The sequence below is a fragment of the Clostridium sp. MSJ-8 genome (assembly GCF_018918325.1).
In the GTDB taxonomy this organism is placed as follows: domain Bacteria; phylum Bacillota; class Clostridia; order Clostridiales; family Clostridiaceae; genus Clostridium.
Genome location: NZ_JAHLQH010000013.1, coordinates 71,192 through 83,955, shown reverse-complemented (window position 1 = coordinate 83,955; position 12,764 = coordinate 71,192). Strand labels below are relative to the sequence as shown.

At 25.9% G+C, this 12,764-nt stretch carries 15 protein-coding genes and 1 pseudogene; 1 reads left to right on the top strand and 15 read right to left on the bottom strand.

The genetic code is table 11. The annotated features are described in order from the left end of the window. From KQI77_RS12935 to KQI77_RS02605, 7 genes and pseudogenes are all read right to left on the bottom strand, one after another. Window positions 1-119: pseudogene (locus KQI77_RS12935) on the bottom strand (IS3 family transposase); the annotation flags it as partial. A 121-nt stretch (window positions 120-240) separates the two neighbouring features. Next, entirely contained in the window at window positions 241-510 is a 270-nt protein-coding gene (locus KQI77_RS02630) for a transposase (protein ID WP_216388079.1), read from the bottom strand. Window positions 511-578: 68 nt separating this feature from the next. Beyond that, on the bottom strand, window positions 579-740 hold the full coding sequence (locus KQI77_RS02625) for a beta-ketoacyl synthase N-terminal-like domain-containing protein (protein ID WP_216388077.1): 162 nt from the start codon (window positions 738-740) through the stop codon (window positions 579-581). 27 nt (window positions 741-767) lie between these two features. Then, the gene (locus KQI77_RS02620; protein WP_216388076.1) at window positions 768-3,014 is read right to left on the bottom strand and encodes an ABC transporter permease; all 2,247 of its coding nucleotides are present in this window, start codon (window positions 3,012-3,014) and stop codon (window positions 768-770) included. Between the two features lies 1 nt (window position 3,015). Further along, the gene (locus KQI77_RS02615; RefSeq protein ID WP_216388075.1) at window positions 3,016-3,714 is read right to left on the bottom strand and encodes an ABC transporter ATP-binding protein; all 699 of its coding nucleotides are present in this window, start codon (window positions 3,712-3,714) and stop codon (window positions 3,016-3,018) included. Between the two features lie 132 nt (window positions 3,715-3,846). Further along, window positions 3,847-4,026, bottom strand: coding sequence for a hypothetical protein (locus KQI77_RS13145; RefSeq protein ID WP_216388073.1), 180 nt, complete (start codon window positions 4,024-4,026; stop codon window positions 3,847-3,849). A gap of 30 nt (window positions 4,027-4,056) precedes the next feature. Next, entirely contained in the window at window positions 4,057-4,389 is a 333-nt protein-coding gene (locus tag KQI77_RS02605; protein ID WP_216388071.1) for a hypothetical protein, read from the bottom strand. A 478-nt stretch (window positions 4,390-4,867) separates the two neighbouring features. Here KQI77_RS02605 and KQI77_RS02600 point away from each other — a divergent pair, with 478 nt between their 5' ends. Then, window positions 4,868-5,677, top strand: a complete 810-nt coding sequence (locus KQI77_RS02600; protein ID WP_216388070.1) for a mechanosensitive ion channel family protein — start codon at window positions 4,868-4,870, stop codon at window positions 5,675-5,677. Window positions 5,678-5,703: 26 nt separating this feature from the next. Here KQI77_RS02600 and KQI77_RS02595 read toward each other — a convergent pair whose 3' ends face one another. The 8 genes from KQI77_RS02595 to KQI77_RS02560 all read right to left on the bottom strand — a co-directional run bounded on the left by KQI77_RS02595 (window position 5,704) and on the right by KQI77_RS02560 (window position 12,613). Next, window positions 5,704-5,940: a hypothetical protein gene (locus KQI77_RS02595; RefSeq protein WP_216388068.1), complete on the bottom strand. Its 237-nt coding sequence runs from the start codon at window positions 5,938-5,940 to the stop codon at window positions 5,704-5,706. Window positions 5,941-6,053: 113 nt separating this feature from the next. Next, window positions 6,054-8,393 (bottom strand): ATP-dependent DNA helicase, encoded by a 2,340-nt coding sequence (locus KQI77_RS02590; RefSeq protein WP_216388066.1) that lies wholly within the window; start codon window positions 8,391-8,393, stop codon window positions 6,054-6,056. Further along, on the bottom strand, window positions 8,390-9,418 hold the full coding sequence (locus tag KQI77_RS02585) for an ATP-binding protein (RefSeq protein ID WP_216388064.1): 1,029 nt from the start codon (window positions 9,416-9,418) through the stop codon (window positions 8,390-8,392). The genes KQI77_RS02590 and KQI77_RS02585 overlap by 4 nt, the downstream gene beginning before the upstream one ends. A 295-nt stretch (window positions 9,419-9,713) precedes the next feature. Continuing rightward, window positions 9,714-10,184 (bottom strand): hypothetical protein, encoded by a 471-nt coding sequence (locus KQI77_RS02580; protein WP_216388062.1) that lies wholly within the window; start codon window positions 10,182-10,184, stop codon window positions 9,714-9,716. Between the two features lie 22 nt (window positions 10,185-10,206). Next, window positions 10,207-10,698 carry a hypothetical protein gene (locus KQI77_RS02575; protein ID WP_216388059.1) on the bottom strand — a complete coding sequence of 164 codons (492 nt, stop codon included), beginning with the start codon at window positions 10,696-10,698 and terminating at the stop codon, window positions 10,207-10,209. 72 nt (window positions 10,699-10,770) lie between these two features. Continuing rightward, window positions 10,771-11,472 carry an NERD domain-containing protein gene (locus tag KQI77_RS12930; protein ID WP_253289310.1) on the bottom strand — a complete coding sequence of 234 codons (702 nt, stop codon included), beginning with the start codon at window positions 11,470-11,472 and terminating at the stop codon, window positions 10,771-10,773. A gap of 1 nt (window position 11,473) precedes the next feature. Further along, the gene (locus KQI77_RS02565; RefSeq protein ID WP_216388057.1) at window positions 11,474-11,941 is read right to left on the bottom strand and encodes a C-GCAxxG-C-C family protein; all 468 of its coding nucleotides are present in this window, start codon (window positions 11,939-11,941) and stop codon (window positions 11,474-11,476) included. A 234-nt stretch (window positions 11,942-12,175) separates the two neighbouring features. Then, complete coding sequence (locus KQI77_RS02560) at window positions 12,176-12,613, bottom strand: Hsp20/alpha crystallin family protein (RefSeq protein WP_216388055.1); 438 nt, start codon at window positions 12,611-12,613, stop codon at window positions 12,176-12,178. Window positions 12,614-12,764: the final 151 nt, after the last annotated feature.

Sequence of the window (12,764 nt, the reverse complement as noted above, 5' to 3'; positions counted from 1 at the left end):
AAGTCAAGAACTGAAGCTAAATAACACCAACCATCTTTAATAGTATGAATATAAGTAATATCTCCCACCCATTTTTCATTAATCGAAGTAGTTGTAAAATCTCTTTTTAAAACGTTTTCTAATCCCTCTATAACCTTTTTATTTGAATGAGGCTTGTATTTTTTTACAGTTACTGCACATAACCTAAGTTCATTCATCTTTCTCTGAACACGCTTTAATGATACATTAAAACCTTCTATACTAAGTATTTTTTGGCTTTGCCCGCCTTTGGTGTAATATTTCATTTTCCTCCTTAATTCTTGCCATTTCTTTTTTTAATTGTTTAACTTCCTTTAATGTCATAACTTCATTTTCATCTACCTTAATTTCTTTTACATCTTTAATCCAACCATTGATTGTTGATTTTGCAATGCCATATTCGCTACTTATTTCAGATACATTCATTCCTGATTTAAATAAATCTACTATCATATCCTTATAATCTTGATCATATCTTCTGCCCTTTCCCATAATGGACACATTAAATCAAACTAAATAATATTTTACTTAGTTTGATTTAATGTGTCCACTACTTTATACTAACACCAATACTTTGATATATCCCATCTAGTGACAGGGATTTCACTTATATAATCCTTGCTATTTACTATATTTTCCCAATATTCATTATAATTGTCAGCCTTTGGTAATCTGCATGCCATTCCCACAATAGCAACAACGTCATTATTAATCTCTTTCATACTAAAATACTCCTAACAGAAATTATATTACTCTGATCTATTTTTTAGACTTTCAACCATTGAAACGCTAAATATACTCTTTTTACTAAAATGATTTGCTACTAGATATGTCACAATAACTATAACAAAACTTATTACATAACTTAATATATTAACACTTATTGGTATATTTAAATTCATACTTGATGTAACACTTTTAAACAAATTATCGCACATAAGTTTTATTAGTGGAATTGCTGCTATAAATCCTATAACCACCATAATAATATTAGTATTTAATAATAAAGAACATATTTTCTTATTACTATATCCTAATATTTTTAATAATGATATACTTCCCCTATTTTCTTCTATTACTAATGAAGTTATTACATATATAACTAACAACCCTAATAAAAATGAAATTACTGTAATTATACCAATTACCATTCTTATCATATCAAGCAAAGTAACTAATCCATTACATAACTGATTTTTTGTTGTACATGATAACAAATCACTTTCAAGAATATCCATTTTTTCTTTTGTAAGCAACTGAATATAACTTCCTTTTGGATAACCAAATAATTCATTAAATTTTTCTATTGGCATATATACATAATATCCAATAGAAGCATTAGCAATATTATCAACATCAACTTCATATTTATCTTTATTAGATTTTTGTGAATTAACGATATCACTATATAATGATAGTTTTCCTCCAACTTCTAAATCTAGTTTATCAGCTAATGATTTTGTTATTATGGTTTTATCAAAAGTTAATCTATTATCATTTTCATCATTAAGATTAATTAATTTAGCATTTTCATAAATTCCATAAACAATAATATTTATATCTTTATCATCAGCATCTTTAGTTGTAAAATTTAAAACATTAACTTTTTCACCGTCTATTTCTTTATTTTGGATACTAGTAAATGTATAATTATACTCATATTGATATATTTTTTCATAACCATTACTTATTAAATTACTAATTGAATCATTAGCAACAAATCCAAACATTACTAACATAGAAGCAAAAATAATACCGATTATTAATGTTAATGTTCTTGGAACATTTCTTATAATTTCTCTTATTCTAAATTTTGCATCAAAGTTAAATCTATCCAATTTAACTTTTTTTTCTAATTTGCCAACCTTAGTCTTATCGTAGCCTTTCAGTAATGAAAATGCAGGCAACTTCAATGCTTTTTTTATAATATTAGTACAAGTAGGCAAAACAAAAACAAATGGTAATATTAAACTTATAATAACATAAACATACTGTATTTTTATATCTAATACATTTAATTTATATCTTGTCGTCATTGCTTCACATAAAACACTTGACATAAATAAACCAGCAATTGTACCTAATACTCCTCCAATAGTTGCAACAGTAATAGGATATAACAAATAATGTTTTAATATACTTTTCTTGTCGTATCCTAATGAATATAAAGTACCTATTTGTACAAATTCGGATTTTAAAAATCTACTAAATACTATTGCCATAAATATACATGTAAATACAAGAATAAATATTGGCACAACTTTAGCTACTATAGAAAATGTATTCATATCACCATCAATGAATGCTATTCTCTGATTATCTTCAGCTGATACATATTTAAGTATTAAATTATTCTCTTTTAGCTTATTGACAAATTCTTTTTCATTATCTTTGTTATATTTAATAACATAATATAAATTTTTCTGTTTTATTTGATCAAAATCTTCTTTAGATAACGTAGCAATACCAAAATCTTTAGAAGATACTAATATATCCGATTCTGAATTTAAAGGATATATATAATCAGGACTAATAAAATAACCTGTAACAGTGTATTCTTTATCAAAGATATTTATTTTAGAGTTTAAATCTATACTGTATTCTTTTGCATATCCTTTATCTATCAAAATATCACCAGTCTTTGAAATGTCATTTCCTTCTACAATTTCAATCTGATCAATTTTTTCTGTTTTCTTTAATATTCTTAAGGTAGAATCTTCTTTATATTGAAAATCACTAGATCCTTTTTCTTCAATTACTACATCAAATTCTTTTTCTAATGCTTCTTTATCAGTCAATTCATTATTCAACATAAAATATGCATCTTCAACATTGGTCTCTTCCTTATAATCTTTTATATTCGATTTTAGATTGATTGAAGCATTGTTCATTGCAGTAAAAAACATACTACTTATAAAAATCAACATTATATATCCAATATATTTTGATTTTTGTTCTAGCATAACCCTTTTTATTTTTCGATTTATTGCTATCATACTACCAATCAATCCCTTCTACTGAATTAATTTCATTATTATTCTTATCTTCTTCTATTAAACCACTCTTTAATCTAATAACTCTATGAGAGATTGAAGAAATAGCTTCATTATGTGTAATAATTATTACTGTTGTATTATATTTTTTGTTAATTTCATCAATTAATTTTAAAATTTCTTTTGATGTTTCAAAATCCAAAGCACCAGTAGGTTCATCACATAATAATACTTTTGGTTTTTTTACTAATGCTCTAGCTATAGCAACTCTTTGTTGTTGTCCTCCACTCAATTCTTTAGGAAATCTATCTTTCATATTTTCCATTCCAACTGCTCTTAAAATCTCATTAATATCGAGTGGATTTTTAGTTATATTAGCTACAACTTCTACGTTTTCATAAACAGTTAAATTAGATATTAAATTATAAAATTGAAAAACAAATCCTATTGATTTTTTTCTATATTCGCATAATTTTTCCTCATTTAAATTAGTGATCTCTTTGTTATCAACAACAACACTTCCTTCACTAACTAAATCAATCCCCCCTAAAATATTAAGAAGTGTTGACTTTCCAGATCCTGACGGACCAAGTATAGTCATAATCTTACCTTCCTCTAATGTAAAACTAACATTTTTTAATGCTTTAAATTCAATGTCAGCTGTTTTATATGTTTTACTGACATTTTTAACTTCTACCATCATATTTTTCCCCCTGATTAATTATTAATTAACATAATTTATTATTTGTAATAAATTGTTCTATTTTATCTAATGCTTTTTTATTAGAAAATACTTCCATATTAGTTTTAATTGCTATTTCTTCACTATTATCAATCAAACTACATATGCAGTTGCCGAATATACATTACCAATTCTTTTACAATATTCTATTGAAGGTCCAACTCTTCTATTGAAATCTTCTTCAATAGCTTTTGTTTTCAAACTAGAAAACTGTCTCATCATTTTTCTATGTGCTCCCTTAAATGATTTTGATTTTATATATGATACTGCCATCTGCAAAGCTGCTGTACCACCAAAACAAGCCTACTTAACTTCAAATATACAACAATTTTTATTTAATCCTAAATACTTATGAATATATGTACTTATTGACTTTCCAAAGTCAATTCCAGATTCTGAAGATGTAATTAATAATTCTATAGAATTCCTTTCTTCATCACTTAGTTTATCAATTATAGGCTTTGCTGCATTTACGCCATTAGTTACTACATCTTCACATGACAATCCTACCGATTTTTCTTCCATCATCAAATTATCATATCTTTCCATATTTAAATTTCTGTTTTTAAATATATATTTTACATCAATATATAATTCCCCCGAATAAATATTAATGTCTTCTATTCCTACACTCACACTATTCACCCCAGTTTATATTTTTTCCTATGTTTACTTTTATAAAATTTAGAAAATAAAGTAATTATATCATATTTTTATATATTTTACGAATACAAAAATAAGGTTCCCAGCGGTAAAGATTAAATTTATTTATAGCCTTCAGTGTTAAAATCCCTTCTCATTTTATTCATACTAAATATTCCCAAAACATTTTTCATAGTTACTGTAAATATGGAGATTATTATCTCGAAAATTATTTAATCTTTACCGCTGTTTTTATTCAATATTAGTTGTATTTTTTTCAATTAACACTTAAAATTATTTTGATTACATTTTATATTTTTCTATTATAAACATGAATAATATTCATGTTGTTTACATAATACTAATTATAGTATTATAAAAAAAGAATATATCTGAATATTTATATTAGATATAATTTTATATAAGAAAGGAGTTAAGTTATTGAATATCAACACTTCAATAACAATTTTTTATGAATTTAGAACGAATATTAGAAAAAATAATTTTATGGTGTGAACGAAATGGTGTAAGGCTAGTTCTAGGATTAATTATATTTCTTGTTTGTTGGAAATTAATAAAAAAACTAAGAAGTATTTTAACTAAAATTGGTCACAAACGTCAATTTGATCCTACACTTCAGTCTTTTTTAAATGCATTCATCGACCTATCACTTAAAGCACTTTTGATATTATTTACATTAAATTTTGTAGGCATACAAGTAACTGGAATCGCTGCTATATTTGCTTCTTCTACTCTTGCAATAGGATTAGCACTTCAAGGAAGCCTTTCTAACTTTGCTGGTGGTGTTATTATACTTATTATGAGACCCTTTAAAGTTGGGGATTACATAGAAGCTCAAGGACATTCAGGAAATGTTGAAAGAATAGATATGTTCTATACTCACTTAGTTACTCCTGATAATAAATCTATCATGATTCCAAACGGAATTCTCGCAAATGGAAGTTTAGTGAATTACAGCAAGAAAAACACAAGAAGAGTTGATTTGGTATTTGGGGTTGGATATGATGAAGACGTCTCAAAAGTAAAAAATGCTATAAGTTCTGTAATTAATAGCAATGACTTAATTCTAAAGGATCCTGAACCATTTATTAATATTGATGAGCATGCAGCTAGTTCTGTTAACTTCATTGTTAGAGTATGGACTAATACTGAGAACTATTGGTCAGTATATTATTATTTATTAGAAAAAACTAAAATTAAATTTGATGAAGAAGATATATCAATTCCATATCCTCAATTAGATATTCATACTGATAAATAGCAAAAACAAGGGTGCACTAAGCACCCTTAATTATTGTAGTAACTATCATCTTCTCTCTTTACTTCTATCTGTCCAATCTCTTCATCAACTCTTGAAATTCTATTCTCATTATTCGCAATAATAAGCGCTGTAATTATAAAAGGAATTGAAAAAATTAAATTCCAAAAACATAATGCCAAAAAAACTACTAAAACAACAGCTAAAGCAATATTAGTTCTTATGATCTTCTTTCGCTTCTTCATTAATTGTTTGCAGCTATTCATTTAAAAATTCCTCCAAAATAATCTATACACTAATATATATTATTTTAAATTATTTTAATCACTATTATTTTGTATGTTTTTATTATCATCCTAAAAAACACGCCGTAAGCATTTTATATCTTTTCATTCCAAAAGCAAGTCACTTTGCTAACTAAATCATCAACACTTTGTATATATGTTTCTGATGTAATTCTGTATGGTAATAAATTCTTGTATTGGGGACTACAATATCTACTATCTATAAGTAATATAACTCCCCTATCTCTTTCACTTCTAATACATCTACCTGCTGCTTGTATAACTTTAATTATGCCTGGATATATATATGCATAATTAAATCCTTCGCCTTTTGAGTTAATATTATCTTTGATAATATCTCGTTCCAAACATATACTTGGCATACCAACTCCTACAACAATCACTCCTATAAGTTTATCTTCAACTAAATCTATACCTTCAGAAAAGTGACTTCCCATAACGCATAACCCTACATTACTCTTACCTACTACTCCATTTTTAAAGATCTGTAAAAAATCTTCTTTATCCTCTTCTGTCATATTATTATCTTGCATATATATATTATATAAATCTTCATCTTCTAATATAGCTTCATATACTAAATTCATGTACTTATAGGAAGGGAAAAAAACTATATAATTCCCTGTCTTTGCTAATACAAGTTGTCTTATATATAATACTATATCCTTTACTGTTTTTTCTCTATTATTATATGTTGTACTTATATTACCAGCTATCATTACTAATCTATTTTTTTCATCAAAAGGATTATTAAGATTGACTATATAATCGCCTTCTTCATATCCATACATGTCTTTAAAATAATTAAGCGGAAGCATTGTTGCAGAAAATAACGTTGTTGATTTACTTAAACTAATCTTATCTTTAATAATAGCCTTGGGATTAAAACAATAATTCCTTATAGTTAATTCTTTGTTATAACTATATATATTTATAAAGTTCTCCTCATTATAATACTCATATATTGTTGTAAAAGCATAAAAATCAAAATATAATTCTATTAATTCTGTATTTTCTTCATTTGATCTTGCAAGATATGCATCTGTACATTTCATAAAATTATTTAATAAATCTATAAGATCATTTTGTTTTTCTTTAACTAATGTAGTTTTTCTATACTCATATTCGTTGCTTTTCTGTTGCATAAATAATAATAAATTCTTTATAGAATTATTAAGTTTTCTGTTTTTTCTGCCATATATTTTCTTGACATTCTCTACCTTCTCTTGTGATACTTCTGCAGTATACATATCTCTAACTCTATCTATTAAATTATGTGCTTCATCTATCAAAAAAGTATAATTGTTATTATTATCTTGAAAAAATCGCCTAAGAAATACTCTAGCATCAAAAATATAGTTATAATCACAAATAATTATGTCAGAATATAGAGCTAGTTCTAATGATAACTCAAAAGGACATAGCTTATAATTCTCACTAAACTTAAGTATATTCTCTGTACTAAAATTCGATTCTTCTTCTAATATAATCCTAAGTGCATCATCTAATCTATCATAATAATCTCTTGCATAAGGACAATAATCAGGATTACAATTAGTTTCTTCCATCATGCATACTTTATCCTTGGCACTAATAGTTACATATCGCAAGGTAATGTGTTGCTTCTTAAGTAATCTTATAGCCTCTTCAGCTAACTCTCTAGTAACAGTCTTCGCAGTAAGATAAAATATCTTGGAAGTAAGATTATTCCCCATAGCCTTTAAACTAGGAAATATAGTAGATATTGTCTTACCTGTTCCTGTTGGAGCTTGTGCTAAACACTTCTTCTGCATCTCAATAGCCTTATAAACTCTTACAGCAAGTTCTCTCTGCCCAATTCTATATCTATCATAAGGGAATATTAACTGTTTAAGAGAATTATTCCTGTTTTCAATCCACTTCTGACTACCCACACATTGATCCACATATATATTTATTATCTCCATAAAATCTTTTTTTAATTCATCAAAAGAATATTTTTTTCTTATTATTCTTGTATTTTCAGTATCTATATTAAAATATGTTAATTGTATCTCTATCTCAGGTAGATTATTATCATAACAAAAAATATACCCATAACACTTAGCTTGTGCAAAATGTAACGGGTTATAATTCTCATCAATAAACAATAATTCTTTTGTTGTTGTTTTTATTTCATCTATAATATATTTATCTTCTTCTTTTAGTATTCCATCTATTCGTCCTTCTATCTGAATATCTATATCTTCATAAGCCAATTGGTGTTTTACAATAACTTCCTTTTCGTAATTATCACCATATGAATTTTGAACTTTCTGATGTCCTATTATTCCTTCTATTGCTTTTGCATTGCTCATATATCTATTATCTATACTACCATGCCTCATAACAAGTTCTACTAGATTTCTGACTGATATCTTAAATAGTTTTCTCATTCTTCAGTATCCTCACCCATAATAGCAAATATATCTTCTTCAACAAGTTGATTAGTAACAGTATTACTTAATGAATCTATATTTATTTCTTTTAGTTTTGAAACCTTAGCCTGAGCTACATTAGCCTCATCTTCAACTATAGCTTTAGTTTTTAATAATGAATCTATTTTACTTGTATCAATTCTCATTCTTGTTATTGTACCATTAAATGCAGTCTTCTCAAATGAATAAAAATTATCTTTTCTTATAAGACACATATTATCACTACATATTACATAATCACCAAGAATACCAAATACATTACTATTTATATATAATCCAACACCACGTGCATCTCTTGTACTTTTCTTAAATAGTTTCTTAACCATACCAGTACCACCTGGTTGTAATGCGATTTTTAGAGAATCTTTATTGTTATTTATTTTTATTTTTTTATTATTATTTAATGAATTTTCTATTCCTATACCTTCATCTAATATTGCTATTTCGAAACATTCTCTCTCTTTCCAATATAATGCACACACCCAAAATGTTTCACTATTACTATGTTCAATTGAATTATTTATAGCTTCTTGAATCAAGTCTTCCAATCCAGAAGAAATTTTTGTATTAGGTATCTTCAATAAATCAACTATAGGTTCTGTAATTAAAGACTTAATACAATTCTCCATATTATTATCAAATTGTTCTTTAGCTTTTTTCTTAAGTTCTACTATATTAAATTCTTCCATAGGAAAGTATATATCATCAGTATCACTTTCAGGTTCATTGCTGAACTTTTCTCCTATACTCTTAAAATATCCCATAGTAAATGCATAAGGCATATCTTTACATCCTTTAACTAAAATCCTTGAATCATTATGTTTACGCTGAAATTCTCTTATCTTTGAAGAAATCAGTAATAATGCAAAAGGTTCTACAGATCTTATACTGCTATAATCAAACAAATACTCTTTATCATCTTTTGTTTTATCTAATTGAATACATATCTTCAATGATGACTTTAAGTCAAACTTTCTAGGCATCTTTATCTTCATATCTTAAATTATGTACTGAAAATCTTAAAAATATACCTTATATCTATTATTTAATACATTTTTAAAATTTATTTTACAGTAACAATCTCCTTTCCTATTCAATAATGCATATATCTTGAACTGCCTGTTTTAAAAACATCTTTAAACCCTTTACTTCTTGTTAAATTACGTAACATATTGTTAAAGGTGCTTTCTTTTTCCTACAATTTATAATTACATTTTAACATATATATTGACAAATCCCAAAAAAATTTTCTTAATACGAAAAATAAAACACAAGATTTTATACTTGCATTTTATTTTTCAATGTATTTATTTCTTCTCTCATATCTTTAATTTGAACTTTCAATTCACTTATTGATTTATTAAGTTCTTTAATTTCCTTTTTATATTTTGAACTACTTGATTTATCAATTTTACAAAAAGGATTCGATATATTTTTATACACAGGATTATACAATCTCCCAGGACCTGATTCTAGATATTGTTGTTGTCCTATATATAACGTCATCTGAGTTGAAATCAACTGAAGCCAGTTACCTATTGCATTAGATACATTTGAAGGAATATTTCCTGCTACTACATTACTAATAACTTCTAATATTACAGATAAAAACATAGGACTAACATCTTGAAATCCACCTATCATATCTAAATTACAGAACCTACATTCATTATCTTTTGCACCTGCAGTCATATCTATATTCATACAACTACATAACTCATCTAAAATATTCTGTAAATTATCTTCCATAATAGTCTATATTATCACCTTTCTATTCCTTCAACTTTTTTTCTATATTATCAATAGAACTTTGCACCTTAATATTCTCATCTTTTATACACCTTAGCATCTCTTCTAAGACATTTATGATTTTTTCTTCTCCAGCACTTGTACTATTATCTTTACAAAATGGATTAGCTACATTTTTATATATAGGACTATACAATCTTCCTGGACCAAATTGTTGATATGCTTGTTGTGCAGAATAAGTTTCTATAATTTGTCCTGCTAGATTCATAACATTTGCTATTGAATTAGCTACATTTATAGGAAGACTTCCTGATAATATATTTGCTATAATTTCACCTACAACAACAAATAGCATAGGACTAACATCTTGAAAGCCATAACTTACATCTAGATTATAAAATCTACAACAATTAGTATCTGCTCCTGCTGAACAATCTATAGTACATTTAGGATTTTGTTCATTTTCCTTCTTTAAAGTATCAATCATATTAGATAAATTGTCATAACAATCCACATTATCACCTAAAATAATTATATATTCTATATTATTCTTATATAATTAATTTGACACTATCAATTAAACAAATCAATCTATTTCTTTTGTAAACCTACATTTAGGATAATTCTTGCATCCATAAAAATATCCATTTACCCCCTTTATCTTTTTTAATTTTCCATTACACCTTGGACATCTCTTTTTATTTATTTTCTTATTTGTTTTCTTTATAGACTTTTCTATATTTTTTACATGCTTACGCTTCATTCTATTAGATCTAATATTAGCTTTTAATAAAGTTTCATAAATATATTCAACTTCAGTAGCTTCTAATAATATATCTTTATGCTTTTTTATAGTTTTCTTTAACTTTCTTACCTTTATTACATTATATTTAGTGTTAATCTTAAGGCTCGCTCCCCTATTAAAAACAATAATTGATAAAAAATCTTTATCTTTAAGTTCAGGTAAAATATATTGAATAGCTTTTATATGTGAATAATTCTGTTTTATAGGATTTCTAAATTTATTATATTTATTACCTATTTTCTGCTGCCAATTATAATTAACGTCATTTCCATATATAGTACCACTATAATTTTTGGTTTCTATAACAAATATTCCATAAATAGAAATAACTACATGATCTATTTGACTAGTTACTTTTTCTGTAGCAAGTAATAAATCATTTATTACATAATATTTGTTATCTAATTTCTTTAGTTTTTTTGATACTATTTTTTCTCCTATACTTCCCTTGTCCTTAATTTTTTTATGAAATAATCTTAACATTTTAATGCTTATTTATGTAATCTTCCATTATGGCAGCAGCAATTCCAACAAGTTCAACACATGGTCTCTTCTTATAATAAGCTTCTGTTCTTGCTTCTGGAATAGGTGAATCTTTTCCTTTAGATAACCCTAATAGCTCCCTACATACAATAGAACCATTTATATCCTCAAATTCTTTTGCCAATTCCTGTATTCTTTTATAATGTTCTGTTTTTGCAGCCATGTCTGTTGGAGAATCATATCCATATAAAATTCCTGCAACCATAAACATTCCACTTACTGCTCCGCATACTTCTCTTAATCTGCCCATTCCACCACCAAAGGATGAACTTAACTTAAGAGCAATATTATGATCAATATCATATTTATCTTCAAATGCTAAAAAAACAGATTGTGCACAATTATATCCTTCTTTCATAATCTCCATTGCTTTTTGAGCATATTTGCTATTTTCAACATCAATATTCATAACTTAACACCTCATTAAAAATTATTATCTTATTTCATTATACAAGCATATTTTATATTAATAAAGAAACTCTTCTTAATATAATTCCTAAAGATTAAAAAAAATTAAGCTAGCTTTTAAATGTTGCATTTACATAAGCTTTTGTAATTTTACAACATTTAGCTAACTTAACTTTTTTATATTTCACAGTTCTTAATGAAATTATTCAATTTTATTCTTATTATTTTCTAATTCCTATTTTATAAAAATTCTATTATTAGATTTTTCCACTTCTTTCTTTGGTGCAATTATCTTCAATTCACCATTTTCAAACTTGGCCATAATGCTCTCTCTATCAATATTTTCTAGATATAAACTTCTACTAAATGTTCCATAATTTCGTTCTCTTCTAATATAATTTTCATTACTATCATCATTAATAGTATTTTCTCTAGTTGCAGTAATTGTCAAGTTATTATTATCATATTCTAATGATATGTTTTCTTTATTTACACCTGGCAATTCAGCAGAAATCAAATATTCTTTTTCGTTTTCTCTTACATCAACATTCATTACATTATTCATTTCTGAGAAACCAAAATCATCATTGAAGAAATCATTAAATAACTTATCTAATGCACTTCCTTCATTAAAAAATCCTACTTTGTTACTAAATGGTATTACTTGTAACATACAAATCGCCTTCCTTTGATTTACTTTATGAGTTTATTATATTTTATAAGTCAAAGAAAGTCAAAGTTAAGTTTTGAATACTTTTCTATTTCTATTTATGAATATATCTAAATTTTAAAAATATCTTTTATATTCTACTTATTTCTTTTAT